Origin of the sequence: [Empedobacter] haloabium, assembly GCA_008011715.2 — a bacterium.
In the GTDB taxonomy this organism is placed as follows: Bacteria; Pseudomonadota; Gammaproteobacteria; order Burkholderiales; family Burkholderiaceae_D; genus Rugamonas; species Rugamonas haloabia.
Genome location: CP136508.1, coordinates 4,129,124 through 4,148,218 on the forward strand (window position 1 = coordinate 4,129,124; position 19,095 = coordinate 4,148,218).

General features: G+C 66.2%; 11 protein-coding genes and 1 pseudogene. 7 read left to right on the forward strand and 5 right to left on the reverse strand.

Annotation, left to right across the window (positions count from 1 at the left end):
- Positions 1–32 precede the first annotated feature (32 nt).
- The 4 genes from E7V67_018005 to E7V67_018020 are packed head-to-tail and all read right to left on the reverse strand — an operon-like array spanning position 33 to position 9,242.
- On the reverse strand, positions 33–1,418 hold the full coding sequence (locus E7V67_018005; GenBank protein ID WUR11587.1) for an efflux transporter outer membrane subunit: 1,386 nt from the start codon (positions 1,416–1,418) through the stop codon (positions 33–35).
- Entirely contained in the window at positions 1,415–4,639 is a 3,225-nt protein-coding gene (locus E7V67_018010) for an efflux RND transporter permease subunit (GenBank protein ID WUR11588.1), read from the reverse strand. Before E7V67_018010 ends, E7V67_018005 begins: the two co-directional genes overlap by 4 nt.
- Positions 4,636–7,719, reverse strand: coding sequence for an efflux RND transporter permease subunit (locus tag E7V67_018015; protein WUR11589.1), 3,084 nt, complete (start codon positions 7,717–7,719; stop codon positions 4,636–4,638). Before E7V67_018015 ends, E7V67_018010 begins: the two co-directional genes overlap by 4 nt.
- Positions 7,716–9,242 (reverse strand): efflux RND transporter periplasmic adaptor subunit, encoded by a 1,527-nt coding sequence (locus E7V67_018020; protein ID WUR11590.1) that lies wholly within the window; start codon positions 9,240–9,242, stop codon positions 7,716–7,718. The genes E7V67_018015 and E7V67_018020 overlap by 4 nt, the downstream gene beginning before the upstream one ends.
- A 432-nt stretch (positions 9,243–9,674) precedes the next feature.
- Between E7V67_018020 and glf the strand changes: the two genes are divergently transcribed.
- A complete protein-coding gene (glf, locus tag E7V67_018025) occupies positions 9,675–10,829 on the forward strand; it encodes a UDP-galactopyranose mutase (GenBank protein WUR11591.1) in 1,155 nt (384 codons plus the stop codon).
- Here the strand turns inward: glf and E7V67_018030 are convergent.
- Entirely contained in the window at positions 10,813–12,045 is a 1,233-nt protein-coding gene (locus E7V67_018030; GenBank protein WUR11592.1) for a sensor histidine kinase, read from the reverse strand. The two genes, glf and E7V67_018030, sit on opposite strands and share 17 nt — an antisense overlap.
- 288 nt (positions 12,046–12,333) lie before the next feature.
- Here E7V67_018030 and E7V67_018035 point away from each other — a divergent pair, with 288 nt between their 5' ends.
- From E7V67_018035 to E7V67_018060, 6 genes and pseudogenes are all read left to right on the forward strand, one after another.
- Entirely contained in the window at positions 12,334–12,543 is a 210-nt protein-coding gene (locus tag E7V67_018035) for a cold-shock protein (protein ID WUR11593.1), read from the forward strand.
- 317 nt (positions 12,544–12,860) lie between these two features.
- Positions 12,861–14,683 (forward strand): annotated as a pseudogene (locus tag E7V67_018040) (type VI secretion system Vgr family protein).
- Positions 14,684–14,701: 18 nt separating this feature from the next.
- Complete coding sequence (locus E7V67_018045) at positions 14,702–15,499, forward strand: DUF2345 domain-containing protein (GenBank protein WUR16309.1); 798 nt, start codon at positions 14,702–14,704, stop codon at positions 15,497–15,499.
- A 674-nt stretch (positions 15,500–16,173) separates the two neighbouring features.
- Complete coding sequence (locus E7V67_018050) at positions 16,174–17,382, forward strand: alpha/beta hydrolase (GenBank protein WUR11594.1); 1,209 nt, start codon at positions 16,174–16,176, stop codon at positions 17,380–17,382.
- A 95-nt stretch (positions 17,383–17,477) separates the two neighbouring features.
- The gene (locus E7V67_018055) at positions 17,478–18,719 is read left to right on the forward strand and encodes a T6SS immunity protein Tli4 family protein (protein WUR11595.1); all 1,242 of its coding nucleotides are present in this window, start codon (positions 17,478–17,480) and stop codon (positions 18,717–18,719) included.
- Positions 18,720–18,743: 24 nt separating this feature from the next.
- Positions 18,744–19,010 (forward strand): PAAR domain-containing protein, encoded by a 267-nt coding sequence (locus E7V67_018060; GenBank protein WUR11596.1) that lies wholly within the window; start codon positions 18,744–18,746, stop codon positions 19,008–19,010.
- Positions 19,011–19,095 lie beyond the last annotated feature (85 nt).

Genomic DNA, 19,095 nt, shown 5'->3' on the forward strand with positions numbered 1-19,095 from the left:
AATTTCGGTGCCTGTCACCTGGGGTCACGGAATTACTCCGAGGCGTGCCAGCCGCCGCCCAGCGCCTGGATCAGCGCCACGGCCGTCGTCTGCCGGTCCGCCTGCACCTGCACCAGCGCGCGCCGCGCGGACAGCGCCGTGACCTGGGCATTGACGACCTCCGTGTAGCTGACCTGCCCTGCACGGTAGCGGTTGATCATCTGCTGCTCGACCTGGTCGGCCGCTTCGGAGGCGGCACGGCGCAGGTCCTGCTGCTGCGCCAGCGCGCGCGTGGCGGCCAGCTGGTCCTCGACGTCGGCAAACGCGTTCAGCACTGTTTGCCGGTACTGGGCGATGGCGACGTCGCGCGCGGCGCGGGTCTGCTCGACCCGCGCCGAGATCGCACCGGCGTTGAAAATGGCCTGCGCCGCCGAGACGCCCAGCGACCACAGGTTGTTCGACGCATTGAACAGCCCCGCCGTCTGGCTGGCGCCGTAGCCGTACGAGGCGGACAGGCTGAGCGACGGAAAGTAGGCGGCGCGGGCGATGCCGATCTGCTCGTTGGCGATGGCCACGCGGCGCTCGGCCGCGGCAACGTCGGGCCGGCGCTGCAGCAGCGCGGACGGCACGCCGACCGGCACTTCCGGTATCGCCAGCGTCCATGGCGCGGCCGGCAGCGTGAATTCGGCCGGGGCTTTTCCCAGCAGGATGGCGATGGCGTGCTCGTACAGCGCGCGCTGGCGCACCAGGGTCAGCTGCTCGGCCTGGGTATTGGCCAGTTGCGTCTGCGCCTGCAGCAGGTCGGAGCGGGCCGCGATGCCGGCGTCGAAGCGGTTCTGCGTGATCTGCAGCACGCGCTGGTAGCCCTCCACCGTCGTCTTCAGCAGCGCCAGTTGCGCGTCCGTCTGGCGCAGGCCGATGTAGTTGGCCACCAGCTCGCCCTGGGCCGAGAGCCGCGCCGACGCCAGTTCCGCGGCGCTGGCCTGGGCGCTGGCCTGCGCGCCCGTCACGCCAGCGCGCAGCCGGCCCCAGATATCCGGCTCCCAGCTGCCGCCGATATTGACGCGGTAGTTGTTGGTCGTGCGCGTCTCGCCGCCGCCCGAGCGCGTGCCGGAGGCGCCCAGGCTGACGACCGGGAACAGCGCGGCGCGCTGCTCGGCCACCACGGCGCGTGCCTGCGCGTATGACGCGACGGCGGCGGCCACGTTCTGGTTGTTGACGTCGATGCGCGCGGCCAGCTCATTCAGCGTGGCGTCGCCGAACAGGGTCCACCAGGGTCCGCGCTGGAGCGCATCGGCCGGCGCTGCCGGCACCCAGCCCTCGGCTTCCTTGAATTGCGCGGGATTGGCGGCGACGGGCGTTTCGTACTTCGGGCCGACGGCGCACCCGGTCAGGGCAATGCCGGCGGCAAGGGCGGTCAGGCGAAAAATGGTCTTCATGGGTTCACGGGCGCGGCAGCGGCACCGTCGTGCGGACGGGCCAGCTGGTGTTCGTCGGGGCTGCGCCGGCGCAGCCGGTCGAGCAGGATGTAGACGACGGGGGTCGTCAGGAGCGTCAGCAGCTGGCTGGCCACCAGGCCGCCGATGATGGCGATGCCCAGCGGCTGGCGCAGCTCGGAGCCTTCGCCGAAGCCGATCGCCAGGGGCAGCGCGCCCAGCGCGGCGGCCAGGGTCGTCATCAGGATGGGCCGGAAGCGCAGCAGGCAGGCTTCGCGCACGGCATCCACCGCGGTGAGGCCGCGGGCGCGCTCGGCGTCGAGCGCGAAGTCGATGATCAGGATGGCGTTCTTCTTGACGATGCCGATCAGCAGGAACACGCCGATCAGCGCGATGATGGAGAACTCCATGCGGAACAGCAGCAGCGCCAGCACGGCGCCGACGCCGGCCGACGGCAACGTCGACAGCACCGTCACCGGGTGTACCAGGCTTTCGTACAGGATGCCCAGCACGATGTAGATGACGACGATGGCCGCCAGGATCAGCAGGGGCTGCTGCTGGTTCGATTCCTCCGCCTGCTTGGCCTGGCCCTGGAAACTGCCGCGCACGTTGTTCGGCATGCCGATGTCGGCCTCGGCCTGCCTGACCGCATCCTGGGCGTCGCCCAGCGTATAGCCTTCGGCGAGGTTGAACGAGATCGTCGTCGCCAGTTCGCCATCCTGGTGGTTGACGGAGGTCGGCGTGGCGCTTTCGGCGAAGCCGGCGATGCCCGTCAACGGCACCATCGGGGTGGCGGCGGTGCTGAGCGCCGCGCCAGTGGAGATGTCGCGCTGGCCCTGGGCGTTGTTGGCGCCGCTGTTGGCGTTGGTCGTGGCAGCGGCTTTCGACGGCACGTACACGTCCTTCAGCGCCTCCGGGCTTTGCGCATATTCCGGTGCCACTTCCATGACCACCTTGTACTGGTTCAGCTCATCGTAGATCGTCGCCACCTGGCGCTGGCCGAAGGCGTTGTACAGGGCGTTGTCGATGTCCTTCACGGACATGCCCAGGCGCGCCGCCGTCTCCTTGTCGATCGTCACGAAGGTCTCGACGCCGTTGTCCTGCTGGTCGGTGTCGATGTCCGTCAGCGCGCCCTGTCGCTTCATCGCATCGGCCAGTTTCGTCGCCCACGCCTGCAGGTCGGCGCGGTTGTCGCTTTTCAGGGTGTATTGATATGTGGAGTTCGACGAGCGTCCGCCCATGCGCAGGTCCTGTACGGGATTGAGGAACAGCGACACCCCCGTGACCTTGGCCAGTTGCGGGCGCAGCCGGGCGATCACGGCCTGGCCGGACTCGCTGCGTTCCGACGCCGGCTTCAGGTTGACGAACATGAAGCCGCCGCCGGCGCGCGAGCCGCCCGTGAAGCCGACCACCGTGGCCACGGCCGGGTCCTTGCGGATGATGTCGACCAGCTGGCGCAACTTGCCCTGCATGGCCTGGAACGAGATGCTCTGGTCGGCGCGCAGGCCGCCGTTCAGCTGGCCCGTGTCCTGCTGCGGGAAGAAGCCCTTCGGCGCGGCGGCGAACAGATAGACGTTCAGGCCGACGACGAACGCCAGGATCAGCATGACGAGGCCAAGGCTGTGCAGCGCCCAGTCCAGCGCATGCTCGTAGACCCGTTGCAGAAACAGAAAGCCACGCTCGAAGGCGCGCGCGACGCGACCCGGCGCCTTGCGCTCGTGCTCCGCCTTCAAGAGCCACGCGCACATCATTGGCGTGGTGGTGAGCGAAATCAGCAGCGAGATCAGCACCGCGGCCGACAAGGTGACGGCGAACTCGCGGAACAGCCGGCCCACCTGGCCGCCCATGAACAGCAGCGGGATGAACACGGCCACCAGCGACAGGCTGATCGACAGCACGGTAAAGCCCACCTCGCGCGCGCCCAGCAGCGCCGCCTTGAAGCGGTCCATGCCCGCCTCGACGTGGCGCGCCGTGTTCTCCAGCACGACGATGGCGTCGTCGACGACAAAGCCGGTCGCCACCGTCAGCGCCATCAGCGACAGGTTGTTCAGCGAGAAACCCAGCACGTACATCACGCCGAAGGTGCCCAGCAGCGACACGATCGTGGCAATCGCGGGAATCACCGTCGCCCGCACATTGCGCAGGAAGGCGCTGACCACCAGTACCACCAGCACGATCGAGATGACGAGGGTCAGTTCGATCTCGCGCAGCGACGAGCGGATCGAATTGGTGCTGTCCGACGCCACCGCCAGGCGGATGTCCTGCGGCAGCTGCGCCTGCAGTTGCGGCAGCAGCGCGCGCACGCTGTCCACCGTCTCGATGACGTTGGCGTCCGGCTGGCGCCGCAGCAGCACGATCACGGCCGGGGAGCCGTTGTACAGGCCTAGCGTGTTCTTGTTCTCGGCGCCGTCCTCCACCGTCGCCACGTCGCGCAGCCGGATCGCCGCGCCGCCGCGCCAGGCGACGACGAGGTCGCGGTAGTCCGCGGCCGCCGGGCGGCCGGCCTGCGCGCCCGAGCCGGAGGCTGGCGCCGAATAGATCTGCAGGCGGCGCTCGTCGCCTTCCAGCGCGCCCTTGGGCCGGTTGGCGTTGGTGGCCTGGATGGCCGCGCGCACGTCCTCCATCGACACGCCGTAGCGGTTCAGCGCATACGGCAGCAGCTCGACCCGCACGGCCGGCAGCGAGCCGCCGCCGATTTCCACGTCGCCCACGCCCTGCACCTGCGCCAGCTTCTGCTGCACGATGTTCGACACCGCCTCGTAGATCTGGCCCGGCGTGCGCGTGGGCGACGTCAGCGCCAGGATCATCACGGGCGCGTCGGACGGATTGGCCTTGCGGTAGGTCGGATTGCTGCGCAACGTGGCCGGCAAGTCGGCGCGCGCCGCGTTGATGGCGGCCTGCACCTCGCGCGCGGCCGAGTCGATCTTGCGGTTCAGGTCGAACTGCAGGTTGATCCGGGTCGAGCCGCTGGAAGAGCTGGAGGTCATCTCGTTCACGCCGGCGATCACGCCCAGCCGTCTTTCCAGCGGCGTGGCGACGCTGCTCGCCATCGTGTCCGGACTCGCACCCGGCAGACTGGCCGAGACGGAAATGGCCGGGAAATCGACCTGCGGCAGCGGCGCCACGGGCAGCACGAAAAACGCGCCGATGCCGGCCAGCGCCAGGCCGATGGTCAAGAGCACGGTGGCGATGGGCCGCCGGACGAACGGTTCGGACAGGTTCACGCCGGCACCCCGTCACGCCGGCGGCCGAAGCGGCGGCCCAGCCGGTCGAACGCCAGGTAGATCACCGGCGTGGTGTACAGGGTCAGCACCTGGCTGACGATCAGGCCACCGAAGATGGCGAGACCGAGCGGCCGGCGCAGCTCGGCGCCCTCGCCCCAGCCCAGCATCAGCGGCACGGCGGCGAACAGCGCGGCCAGGGTCGTCATCAGGATCGGCCGGAAGCGCAGCAGTGCGGCCTGGTGGATCGCCTCACGCGGCGGGCGGCCTGCCTCGCGCTCGGCCTCGATGGCGAAGTCGATCATCATGATGGCGTTCTTTTTCACGATGCCGATCAGCAGGATGATGCCGATGATGCCGATCACGCCCAGGTCCTGGCCCGTGATCATCAGCGCCAGCAGCGCGCCGACGCCGGCCGACGGCAAGGTCGAGAGGATCGTCAGCGGGTGGATATAGCTTTCGTACAGCACGCCCAGCACGATGTAGACGCAGACGACAGCGGCCAGGATCAGCCACAGCTGGTTGCTCAACGAAGCCTGGTAGGCGCCGGCGGCGCCCAGGAACGTCAGCGTAACGGAACCGGGCAGCCCGATCTCCTCGGCGGCGGCGCGGATCTCGTCCACGGCGCGGCCCAGCGAGACGCCCGGCGCCGTGTCGAAGCCCAGGGTGGTGGCGGGATATTGCGCCACGTGCGTGATCTGCAGCGGCGCCGGCTTCTCGACGATCGTCGCCACGGCGGACAGCGGCGTCGGCTTGCCGCTGCCGGTACGGATCTGCAAGTCGCCCAGCGACTCGGGCGTGGCGAGGCTGCCCGGCGCCGCCTCCAGGATCACGCGGTACTGGTTGGTCTCCGTGAAGATGGTCGAGACGATGCGCTGGCCGAAGGCGCTGTACAGCGCGTCGTCGATGGCGGCCGCCGTGACGGACAGGCGCGACGCCGTATCGCGGTCGATCTCGACATAGGCCGCCGCGCCGGTGGCGCCGGCATCGGACGTGACGTTGCGCAGCTGCGCCTTGCGCGCCATCGCGGCCGTCAGCTTGCCGGCCCATTCGGTCACCGTGGCCGTGTCGGCGCCTTCCAGCGAGACACGGTACTGGGTTGGCCCCGTCTCCGCGTCGATGGTCAGGTCCTGGGTGGGCTGCAGGTAGATCGTCACGCCCGCCACGGCGGCCACGCGCCGGCGCAGGCGCTCCATGGTTTCAGCCTGGTCGCCGCGCTCGCGCTTCAAATTGATCAGCATGCGGCCCGTGTGCAGCATGGTGTTGTTGGCGGCGTCCACGCCGGCGAAGGAGCTGATCGACTCGACGGCCGGATCGGCCAGGATGGCCTCGGCGGCCTGCAGCTGCAGGTCGGCCATGCGGCCGTACGAGACCGCTTGCGCCGTCTCGATGCGGGCCTGCAGCTGGCCGGTGTCCTGCGTGGGAAACAGCCCTTTCGGGATCAGCAGGTACAGCAGCACCGTCAGCAGCAGCGTGCCCAGCGCCACCAGCAGGGTCAGGCCCTGGCGCGCCAGCACCCATTGCAGCGAGCGGTCGTAATGGCCGATCACGTTCTCGAAAAAACGCTGCACGCGTGCGCCGAAGCTGTTCGGGTCGTCGTTCTTGTGGCTGGTCAGCCAGCGCCCGGCCATCATCGGCACCAGGGTCAGCGAGACGACGGCGGAGATCAGGATCGTGATCGACAAGGTGATGGCGAACTCGCGGAACAGGCGACCCACCACGTCGCCCATGAACAGCAGCGGAATCAATACCGCGATCAGAGAGACGGTCAGGGAGATGATGGTGAAGCCGATCTGCCTGGCGCCTTTCAGCGCGGCCGCCATCGGCGTCTCGCCTTCCTCGATGTAGCGGGCGATGTTCTCGATCATGACGATGGCGTCGTCCACCACGAAGCCGGTGGCGATGGTCAGCGCCATCAGCGACAGGTTGTTCAGGCTGTAGCCTAGCAGGTACATCACGCCGCAGGTGCCGATCAGCGAGATCGGCACGGCCAGGCTGGCGATCACGGTGGCGCGCACGCTGTGCAGGAACAGGAAGATGACGAGCACCACCAGCACGACGGCCAGCAGCAGCTCGATCTCGACGTGTTCGACCGAGGCGCGGATGCCGGTGGTGCGGTCGCTCAGCACGTCGAGGCGCATCGCCTCCGGCAGGCCGGCCTGGAGTTCCGGCAGGCGCGCCTTGATCGCGTCGACGGTGGCGATGACGTTGGCGCCCGGCTGGCGCTGCACGTTCAGGATGATGGCCGGCTTCAGGTTGGCCCAGGCGCCCAGGCGCACGTTCTCGGCGCTATCCACCACGTTGGCCACCTCGTTCAAGCGCACCGGCGCGCCATTGCGGTAGGCGACGATCAGGTTCTTGTAGTCGTTGGCGGTCAGCAGCTGGTCGTTGGCGTTGATCGTGAACGAGCGGGTGGGACCGTCGAACGAGCCCTTGGCGCTGTTGGCGTTGGCGTTCGAGATCGCCGTGCGCAGCGTATCCAGCCCGAGGCCTTGGCTGGCCAGCGCCAGCGTATCGGCCTGGATGCGCACGGCCGGGCGCTGGCCGCCGGACAAGGTGACCAGGCCCACGCCCGTCACCTGGCTGATCTTCAGCGCCAGGCGGGTGTTGACGATGTTCTGCACTTCCGTCAGCGGCATCGTGTCGGAGGTGATGGCCAGGGTCAACACGGGCGCGTCGGCCGGGTTGACCTTGGCGTACACGGGCGGCGCCGGCAGGTCGGTCGGCAGCAGCGAGCCGCCCGCGTTGATCGCCGCCTGCACCTCCTGCTCGGCCACGTCCAGGGTCTGGCCCAGGCCGAACTGCAGGGTGATGACGGAAACGCCGGCCGCACTAGTGGAACTCATGCGCGTAAGGCCCGACATCTGGCCGAACTGGCGTTCCAGCGGCGCCGTCACGGTCTGGCCCATCACCTCGGGGCTGGCGCCGGGATACAGGGTCTGCACCTGGATCGTCGGGAAATCCACCTGCGGCAGCGCCGACAGCGGCAGGAACTTGAAGCCCACCAGGCCGGCCAGCACGATGGCCAGCATCAGGAGCGCCGTCGCGACCGGACGGCGGATGAACGGTGCCGAGGGACTCATCGCGGATGGCCCGTGCCTTGCGGGACGCCGCGCGCCGTGTTGGCGGCATCGGCAGCACTGCCCTGGCCGCTGCGGCCGCCCTCTTCGGGCATGGCGCGTTCACGCTGGCCCGCCGCCTCCCCGGTGCGGTGCGGCCGCATCTTGGCGGCGTCGCGCGCGACCGGGCCCGGCGCCACGTCCGGCGTGCCGGCCGGCGCCGTGCCGGCTTGCTCGCGCTTGCCCGACTTGCCTTCGCCGCGCCGGCCAGCGCTGGGTTTATCGCCCGGCAAGGTCACCTTGGCGCCGTCCTTCAAGCGGTCGGCACCTTCCGTGATGACCTGCTCGCCCGCCTTCAGGCCGGACACGATCCGCACCTTTTCCACCGTCGCCTGGCCGCGCTTGACGGGGCGCAGCGAGACGGTGCGGTCGCCATTCAACACGTAGACGTAGTCGCCGGTGCTGCCGTGGCGCAGCGCGGTGACGGGCACCATGACGGCGTCGCGGATCCTGCGCATCTCCAGGCGCACGTTCACGAACTGCATCGGGAACAGGGTCATCTTGCTGTTGTCGAAGCGCGCCTTGGCCATGACGGTGCCGGTCTGCGTGTCGACCTGGTTGTCCAGCGCCGAGAAGCGGCCTTCGTCCAGCACCTCGGTGCGGGTGCGGTCGTAGGCCACCGCGGGCAGCACGGCGCCCGTGTTGGCCCGGCTCATGATGTCCGGCACGCTGTCCTGCGGGATCGCGAACTCCACGTCGATGGGCGACTGCTGCGTGATGACGGCGATGCCGGTGGCGTCGCCCGAATTGACCAGGTTGCCCACGTCCACCACGCGCAGGCCGACCCGGCCCGTGATCGGCGCCACCACTTTCGTGTACCCCAGGTTCAGCCGCGCCGTGCCCTCGGCCGCGCGGTCCGTCATGACGGTGCCCTGCAGCTGCTTGACGAGGGCCGCTTGGGTATCGACTTCCTGGCGCGCGATCGAGTCCTGCGCCAGCAGCGTGCGGTAGCGCTCCAGGGTCAGGCGGGCGTTTTCCAGCTGCGCCTCGTCGCGCTGGCGCTGGCCGGTGGCCTGCAGCAGCGCCATCTCGAACTGGCGCGGATCGATCTGCGCCAGCACCTGGCCCGCCTTGACCAGCTGGCCTTCCTTGAACAGCACCTTTTGCAGGATGCCGGACACCTGCGGCCGCACCGTCGTGGTGGCGGCGGCCGTGACGGTGCCCAGCGCGTCCAGCGTGACGGGCAGGTCGGCCAGTTCCGCCGTGGCCACGCCGACCGTGGTCGCGGGGCCGCCGCGCCGGCCACCCGGTCCACCCGGTCCACCCGGTCCACCCGGCCCACCCGGCCCACCCGGCCCACCCGGCCCACCCGGGCCGCCTGGACCGGCCATCGCGCCAGGGCCCTGGGCGGGCGGGCGGTGGGTCAGGTGCCAGGCCAGCCAGCCGAGGCCTATCATCGCCAGCACGGCGATGACGGTGCCGACAAGGCGGGCGCGGTGGCTGCGGCGGGGTTGGGTGGGCGGCGTCGAGGGCGCTGCTGGCGTCATCGTGGAGGTCCTTGTCTTTACTGTGAACAACGGTATGCGAATGGTCGAATCGACTCTATCACAGCAGATTCGGCGCTTTGGGCGGCTTTGCTTACATTTACAGCTTGGAAACAGTACGTTACCGGGAGATCGCTGCCGATGGGCCCGCCGCGCGCCAGTAGCGGCGCGGTCGGGCGCGTGCTGCACAGCCGTTGCGGCTGTCAAAGTACGTTACAAAGCCGCTACAAAAATCCGGCGCACGATTGCGCATCCGGACGAGTCCGGCATTATCGGATTGACCATGGAATCGGGATTTTTCTTGTGGTCTACAGTGCAACGCTTTTTTTGCGTGCGTGCTAATCTGACCACATCCTGCTGCCCAGTTCCCCCCCGGTCGTAAGCTGGGAAGCGCCCTATTAATCCGTTCCACAAAACTACAAAAGAGCAAACGAGATGAGCAAGCAAATCGCAATTATCGGCGCCGGTTTCTCGGGTGCGGTCATCGCGCACCAACTCGCCAAGGCAGGCTACCAGGTCGAAGTGTTCGAATCGCGGTCTCACGTCGCCGGCAATTGCCATTCCCAGCGCGACGCGGAAACAAACGTGATGGTGCACGTGTATGGCCCGCATATCTTCCACACCGATAACGAGCGCGTGTGGCAGTTCATCAATGGCTTTGCCGAATTCAAGCCGTTCACCAACCGCGTGAAGGCCATTACCAACAATCGCGTCTACACGCTGCCGATCAACCTGCTGACGATCAACCAGTTCTTCGGCAAGACCTTCCGTCCCGCCGAGGCGCAGCAATTCCTGGCGTCGCTGGGCGACAAGTCGATCGAGAACCCCGTCACGTTCGAGGACCAGGCGCTGCGCTTCGTCGGCCGCGAGCTGTACGAGGCATTCTTCAAAACTTATACGGTCAAGCAATGGGGCATGCAGCCCAGCGAACTGCCGGCCAGCATCCTGAAACGCCTGCCGGTGCGCTTCAATTACGACGACAATTATTTCAGCCACAAATACCAGGGCATGCCGGCCAATGGCTACACGGAAATCGTGGAGAAAATGCTGGCGGGCGACGGTATTACCGTGCACCTGAATACGGCTTTCGATCCGGCCATGAAGGGCGATTATGCGCACGTGTTCTACAGCGGCCCGATCGACAAATGGTTCGGCCATCAGGAAGGTCGCCTGCCGTACCGCACGCTCGATTTCGAGGTGCTGCGCGAACAAGGCGATTACCAGGGTAATGCCGTCATCAATTACTGCGACAATTCCCAGCGCTATACCCGCATCACGGAGCACAAGCATTTCTCGCCGTGGGAACAGCACGACGGCACGGTTTGCTATTTCGAATACAGCCGCCAGTGCGAGCCGGACGATACGCCGTATTACCCGATCCGGATGGCGCGCGACAAGCAGCAGCTGGAAAAATACCTGAACATCGCGCAGAACGAAACCAACGTCACCTTCGTCGGCCGCCTCGGCACCTACCGCTACCTCGACATGGACGTGACGATCGACGAGGCGTTGAAGACCGCCGACAAGTTCCTCGAGTGCGCCAGCAACAAGACGGCGATGCCGGCGTTCGTTGTCAACCCGCTGGGCTGATCCAGGTCAGCGCTTCCTCGGCATACCCTCCCCCCGGCGCCGGCCGGGGTGCGAGAAACGTTTCCGGCTGACGCGGCAGCGTTACCGTGAACGTCGTGCCCTCCTGGGCGTCCGACACCACCTCGATGCGTCCGTCGTGGGCCTGCACGATCTGGCGGGCGATGAACAATCCCAACCCCAGGCTCGTGCGCTCGACCAGCGTGTCGGCCAGCGTGTCGGGTCCATCGCTGGCCATCCTGACCATCGGATCGAACAACGCGGGAACCCGGTCGGCCGGCACGGCGGGACCCTGGTTGTTGACGGCGACCGTCACGTAATCCTCGTCCGCGACCATGCGCACCGTGACCGGCGCGCCATGGGTGCCGTACTGGATCGCATTGCCCACGAGGTTGGACAAGACCTGTGCGACACGCTCCTCGTCGAAGATCGCGTCGAGATGCTCCGGTGCCGCCAGGGTGACGATCTGTTCCGGGTGGCTGGTGCGCAATTCGTCGACCACCGTGCGGCACACGCGCGCGAGGTTGGCCTGGCGCACCTTGACGGGAATGCCCGGACCCAGGTGCGTGCGGGTGAAGTCGATCAGGTCGGCGATCAGGCGGCTCATGCGCTGGCTGCTGTTGAAGATGCGATTGGCCGCCAGCACGTACTTCGGCGGGATGTCCACCGCCTGCATGATGAAGCTGGAACCGCTGACGACAGTCCCCAACGGATTACGCAGGTCGTGCCCGAGGATCGCCAGGAACATGTTCTGCGACTGCTTCACCATCTGTTCGTAGCGCGCCACCGATTCCGCCACGGCCTGGTCGACGGCCTCGTTGAAGCGAGTGACGTCCGTCATGTCGGTCGCCACGCCGGTCCGCACGGCCGACCACAACGTCAATACGCTGCTGCGCAGCGCGCGGTACTCGGAAACCAGCTGCACCACCGTGTAGCCCGACTGCAGGCGCGCTTCGGCGTGCGTCTCCGCAGCAGTGTCGCGATGGCCGCGCGCGGCCAAGCCCTTCGATTTCTCGGCCTGCTGCAGCGCCGTTTGCGCTGTCGCCAGGTCGCTGGCGAAGGCGTGCAGCATCTGGCGGGCATGGTCGCGCAGCGCCGCGTCGTCCATCGTCAGCGCCGGCGGCTCGATAGTGCGGGCGAAATCCTCCCACGCCTGCAATATCTGCTCCATATTCTCTTCGATAAAATCCGCCAGGCGTATCGGTGGGTGGTCGAGCATTGTGGCCTTTTGTCGATATCCGTTCAGCGAGGCTCGCGTCGATGGATGCATGCAGCATACGCCGATCGGGCCGCGCGGACCCGGCGGCAAAAAATAAAAACAGATATCGTTAGGCGAACCACCGATACCCGTGTATATTGAGTTCTGCACTTCGAGCGAAGTACGTAATTGTTGGCCTCTCTCCCGTCTTGCCCCTGCGGCAATTCCTGTCTGATCCCCTCGGTTTGTATGGTTTGTCTGGCGTGCGCTTTCGGGCAATGCCCATCATTTATTTATCGAGGATTTCACATGACAGTTCAAACCGGCACCGTAAAATGGTTCAACGATTCCAAAGGCTTCGGCTTCATCACGCCTGACAGCGGTGGCGCCGACCTGTTCGCCCACTTCCAGGACGTGCAGGCCGAAGGCTTCAAGAGCCTGTCGGAAAACCAGCGCGTTTCGTTCGAGCGCAGCTCGGGCCCGAAAGGCGAAAAAGCCAGCAATATCCGCCCGGTCTAAGCGACCCCGGCACATCGAAGCCCGCCTCTGGCGGGCTTTTTTTACGTCCGCAGCTTGCCGCTGGTGACCTGCCGCGCACGTTTCATCCTGTCGAGCATCGGTCGAGTCAACGCGATAATATTTATCGTAACTATTGGTTTCTTTTGGGACAGACCAACCGCGGCTCGCCGGGTGAGCCGCCCTGCCGGTCACGGTCCCGGCAAGGACTCGGGATGAATCTTCAGGAGTTAATACAGCTCAGGAGTGGTTTGTCGGAGGCGAACCGCCCCATCCGTTTGCGCCTGTCGCCGGAAGGAAACGTGCTCGACGATGCGCTGATGGTACAACGGGTCAGCGGCAACGAAACACTGTGCGGCGGCCTCGAATACCGCCTGTTGTGTGTCGCCACGCGCGCCGACCTGCCCCTCAAGCAGTTCATCGCGCTGCCGGTCGAACTGCAGTTCGTGACCGACACGGGCGAGCTGCGCGCCGTCTGCGGCATCGTGGCGCAGGCTGCCGCGGGCCAGAGCGACGGCGGGCTGGCTACCTACCAGCTGGTGATCCGCGACGCGCTGGCGCTGATGGAGCAGCGCACCAATACGCGCGTGTTCCGCAACCGTAACGAGCTGGAGATCAGCGAAGTCATCCTGGACGAGTGGCGCCACAACAATCCCATCCTGGCCAAGGTTTTCGACGCCGACTGGTCGTACGTGACGGGCCAGTATCCGCCACGCGAATTCACGATGCAGCACAACGAATCCGATGCCGCCTTCCTGCGCCGGCTGTGGAAGCGGCGCGGCATCGCCTGGCATTTCCGCCCCGGCCGGGCCAGCGCGCCAGGCAGCGACGAGACGCCGGCACACACGCTGGTGCTGTGCGACGATGGTTTCAGGTTGCCACGCAACGTCGCCGGCACGGTGCGTTACCACCGCGACAGCGGCACCGAGCAGCGCGACGTCATTAGCGCCTGGAGTCCGGTGCGCACTTGAAGCCCGGCAGCGTGACGCGGCAAAGCCGGGATTACATGCCCGCCCAGGGCCTGACGAGCCAGGCCTCCACGCGCATGGACCAGGGCGCACTGGGCAACCAGTTCGCCGTCAGCCTGGACGACTATCTGCTCGACATGCCGCACGCGGGCGCGGACGGCGACGATTACCGCGCGCTGGGCGAGCTGCGCATGAAGCGCCACGAATACGCATCGAAGTGCTTCCATGGCGAAGGCAGCGTGCGCAGCCTGTGCGTGGGCGAGTGGTTCGCGTTGTCCGGCCATGCCGAGATCGACACGCATCCGCAACAGGAGCGCGAGTTCCTCGTCACGCAGCTGGACGTGGCGGCCGAGAACAACCTGCCGAAGGCGCTCGACGAGCGTATCCGGCGCCTGTTCGCGCTCGACCGCTGGGACGACGTGGCCCGCGCCGACACGCTGCGGCAGGCCAGCGAGGAGCGCGGCATGCGCTACACCAACCGCTTTGCCTGCGTGCGCCGCACGATACCCATCGTGCCGGCGTTCGATCCGCGCACCGACCTGCCCCGCCCGCGGCTGCAAAGCGCGATCGTGGTCGGGCCTGCCGGCGAGGAAGTGCATTGCGACGCATACGGACGCGTCAAACTGCGTTTTCCCGGCACCCGGCCGGAAGACCATGCGCATGCGCAGGAAGCCGGCGCCAGCGACAGCGAGCGCGACTCGGCCTGGGTGCGCGTCGCCAGCACGTGGGCCAGCAACCAGTGGGGCACGCTGACGCTGCCACGCGTGGGCGACGAAGTCATCGTCGATTTCCTTGGCGGCGATCCCGACAAGCCGATCGTCGTCGGCCAGGTGTACGGCGGCAAGGCGCCGCCGCCCACCTTCAGCCACGCCGGCGCCCTGCCCGGCAACCGCTACCTGGCCGGCATGAAGAGCAAGGAGATACAGGGCCAACGTTACAACCAGCTGCGCCTGGACGACACGCCCGGCGAGATCAGCGCGCAACTATCGTCGCAGCACGGGCATAGCGAGCTGAACCTGGGGTGGCTGACGCATCCGCGCAGCGACGGCAAGGCCGAGGCCCGGGGCGAAGGCGCGGAACTGCGCAGCGACGGGGCCGTTGCCGTGCGCGGTGGCCAGGGCGTGCTGATCAGCGCCGACGCACGCCGGCAGGCGAGCGGCAAGCAGCTCGACCGCGCCGAACTGGTCGGCCTGATGGAAGCGCTGCAGGGCGTGCAGGCCCAACTGTCCGAACTGTCGGCAAAGCACGACGCGGACGACACGGACGACGCCGAACTGAAGCAGTTGATCGGCTACCTGAAGCAATGGGACGCCGGCAGCAACACCAACCGCGGCGCATCGGGCGGCGGCCAGCCCGTGGTGGCGCTGTCGGGGCCGGCGGGCATCGGCATCACGAGCCCGCACAACGTCGCCATCGGCGCGCAGACGAACGTCGATGTCGTCAGCGCCGGCAATACCCAGTTTTCCGTCGGCAAGAAACTGCGGGCGCGGGTGGCGGAAGGCATCAGCCTGTTCGCGCACAAGCTCGGCATCAAGCTGATCGCGGCCAGCGGCAAGCTCGACCTGCAGACCCACGGCGACGACATCGAACTGACGTCCGCCAAGCGTCTCGTCCTCAACGCGGCCGACGAGATCGTGTTGCAAGCACCCAAGGTCCGCTTCGTGGCCCAAGGAGCGCAGGTCAATCTTGGCGGCGGCGCCATCACCCAGCAAAGCAGCGGCGCGCACACGATCAAGTCGTCCCGCTTCGACCACCTGGGTCCGGGCGGCGGCAGTCCACCCGGCCTGGACCTGCCGCAGAGCGACGTCCAGACGGACGAGAGATTCGTGCTGGCCCGGCGCGGCAGCGGCCGTCCGCATGCCAACCAGCGCTACCGGATCGAGCTGGACGACGGCCGCACGATCGAAGGCGTGACCGACCAGCAGGGCCGCACCGCATTGGCACAGGACATGGCGCTGAAGATCGCGCGCCTGACGCTGTTGAAAGATTGAGAGCATGAGCGATACCGTTACTTCTCCCACGGCGGAAGCCACGCGCTTGGTCGGCACGGGCTGGGACGCGGACGGCAACGACACCGCGCAGTCGGTGCTGACCGGCACCAGCCAGAAAGTGCGGGCCTTGTGCCTGACCTCGCCCGACCTGGTGGTACCGATCCTGTTTGTGCCCGGCATCATGGGGACGCGCTTGAAAGTGAAGAACCGCGACAAGGGCTCGGCCTGGTTCCCGCCTGAAAACAAATGGGACGCTATCGTCCTGCTGTTGAAACACCTGAACAAGTCGGCCGCCGAGCGGCAGAAGCTGCTGGACCCGAACAACACCGAGGTGGACGACAACGGTCCGGCCCATCCCGACGAGTCCAGCAAGGCCCTGCTGGCAATCGCGGAAGGCAATACCGATGCCGAGCGTGCCAAGTGGCGCGGCTGGGGCCAGTTGTATGGGCTCAGCTATGGGGAAATCCTGTCCTTGCTGGAAAACACGCTCGCGCTGATCTTCGACCCGGCCAGCCAGGGCCAGCAACTGACGGCCACGTGGCGCAGCCTCGTCATGGAACGGCAGGACGCGGACAAGCTGGGAGCGCAAAAAGCGTTCGTGCCGCTGCAGGAGAACAACCTGCGCGACGCTGCGGATGTGCTTTACCCCTGTCTCTTATACACATGTGCATGGCGTGGGCTACAACTGGCTGCAGAGCAACCGCAGCTCTGGCCAACACCTGGCGCAGGAGATCGAACGCATCACCGCGCATTACCGCGGCAAGGGCAAGATCTGCGAGAAGGTCATCGTCGTTACGCACAGCATGGGCGGCCTGGTGGCGCGCGCCTGCGCGCAGGAACCGGGCATGGCCGAGCGCATCCTCGGCATCGTCCATGGCGTCATGCCGGCCATCGGTGCACCGGCCACCTACAAGCGCATCCGCGCCGGTTTCGAGGGCGCCGAGCAGGTCATCCTTGGGCGCAACGCGGCCGAATGCACGGCGGTCATGGCCAACGCGCCGGGCCCGCTGGAATTGCTGCCTACCGCCCAGTACAAAACCAAGACGCCGCAAGGCACGCGGCACTGGCTGCGCGCCAGCCATACCGTGTTGAATGGCCAGGGGCAGCAGGAGGAACAGGATGTGTTCCTTGGCGATGGCGATCCGTATGCCGATATCTATCTGAACAATGGGGCGAGCTGGTGGAAGCTGGTGAAGGAGGAGTTGATTGATCCGGCTGGGCGGAAGGAGCGGGAGAAGGCAGAGAAGCAAGGAAAAGAAGTGGTTGAGGAAAACGAAGGCATCAGCGAATTTTCGAAGTTTGCGAAAAACATGCAGCGGGCTAAGCAACTGCAGGACGACCTGCAAGATAGCTACCATCCCAATTCATTCGCGTATTACGCAGCCGACCCGAAACAGCCAGCGTGGAGCGAAGTGCATTGGAAGGGCAACAAATCGGTCGATGGAGACCTGAAAGCAGCATTATTGGATAGGGACGACTTCAACGGGACGATCGATCTGGCATTTGATTTGAACGAAAATCGCGCCGACCTGAACCGCCGTGCGCCGTCAAGCGAAAGCGAGATGCCGTCCGCGGCGTCGGCCGTCAATACCGTCGAGGTAAGGGGCAAATCCGAAATCGCGCAGACGACAAAGAACAAGTATCGGTTCAGCCTTCATAAGGCAGCTGGACCTGGGGATGGGACAGTGCCGGAGGAATCGGGCGCCGCCCCCACACCCCATGTCGTCCAGATCTTCCGACACGAAGGAAAAAGCAAAGGTCACGAAAGTTACGACCATCAAAATTCTTATAAGGCAAAGCTCGCGCAAGCGGTAACGCTTTATTCAGTCGTCAAGATTGTTTCAGAGTCTGATTGGATCCAACAGAATCTACCAAAATCATGAAATCACATCAGCGGCTTGCCATCATTCTCCCCGCAGCCTTATCGCTCATCGCATGTGCCGTTACGGCTGCGCCAAACAGGAGTGGAACCACAACCATGACTAATGAAAGTAGCACCTTTTGTGTCGGACGTTTCTTGATCGATGCCCCTGCCGGCTCCAAGCTCAGCGGAGGCAATTTCAAGTACGACTTTCTCAGGATTGAACCGGCGAAAGAGATGAGCTCCGACCAGTTTACGCAAGAAGTCGCGGCGAGAGAAGCAAAGCTGCGATCAGCAAAGCACAAGGTTGAGCCAAGCTTGTTGCGAACAGCCGCCCGGCCAAATGAGTATTCGAGGATTTTTGCGTTTTGGGAGGAGAGCTTCATCACTGCGGTGATCAATATCGACGGCTACCGCTGGGTCAACGATCGACGTTTTCTACTAAAAGACGAAGTCTCGAACGACAAGCAGGAGTTCGGGCTCAACCGGATGCAGGACGCACTGTCGAGATTACGGGTGCGCGCGGACGCAGAAATTCCGGCCGAACCGGGCTATTGCTTCAATGGCGGCTTTATCGCCAATCCGAAATGGCGCAATGAAGAAGCAGCCATCGACATCGACATCGCCGGCCACCCCGACGCCTTCGTCTCCGTCTGGATCTACCCGCTCGCCAGCCACAAGAAAGACAGGCCGCTGCTCGAACGCATGGGTGGCATCACGCAGGCACTCGGCAACCTGGCGACGGCGGTGCGCGTGCTGCGCAAGGGCGACCGGCAGATCGGGCCGTACAAGGGCCAGGAACACCTGGCATCGGCACCCAACAGCGGCGGCATGCGCGGCCATGCCTTTGTCTGGGAAACGCAGGGCGAAGGCACGCTCGATATGCCGGCGATCAAGATCGAGCTGACGACGGGACACCAGGACAGCAACGGCAATCCGCAGAAGACGACGCTGACGGACCAGCAGGCCATCAAGCTGTGGGACGATATCCTGAATTCGTTCCGCCTGCGCCCCACCGGCGGACAGGTCAAGACCGGTGCCGCCGACGGCGTGCCGCAACCTCCCCTGCCGCTCGGCGAACTCGTCGCGACAGGTAAGGCGTGCCCTCAAACGGGCTGGTGGCAGACCAGCGAACCGGGCGAAGTGGAAGGTGGCAGGCGCCAGCGTTTCGTCGCGGGGGAAGCGATGCCGGAGGCGACGCTGCTCGGCCAATCGTCCATCTGGCACCGGCTCAAGGGCGACCGTCCCAGCTACCGCAAGGCGACCGTGTGGAAGCTGGTCGGCTACGACGAACCGTCCAGCGCCGCCACCGCGCCAACCTCGCCCACGCCGCCCGCCGAAGGGCCGCGGCAGGCGTAATGTCGGACCGACAGGAAGCGCAATATGCCCAATGTGATCCGTCTCGGCGATCCGACGTCCCACGGCGGCAAGGTCGTGAGCGTCTCCGTCACGCATGTCACTGTCGATGGGATAGCGGTAGCACGGGTGGGCGACCTCTGCGTGTGCCCGATCAAGGGCCACGAGGTGTGCACCATCGCGGAAGGCAGCGCCACGCATGCCATCGACGGTGTGCCCGTCGCGTACGAGGGCCACAAGACCAGCTGCGGTGCGACGCTGATCGCCACTGCCGGCAATTTTAACGAGTCATGACGCGCAGCGCCGCTCCAGCCAGGAGACCACGAGCGGCACTCGCAGCGGCCGCGGCCCGCCAGGCGGCAGCCGGGCCGTGACGCGT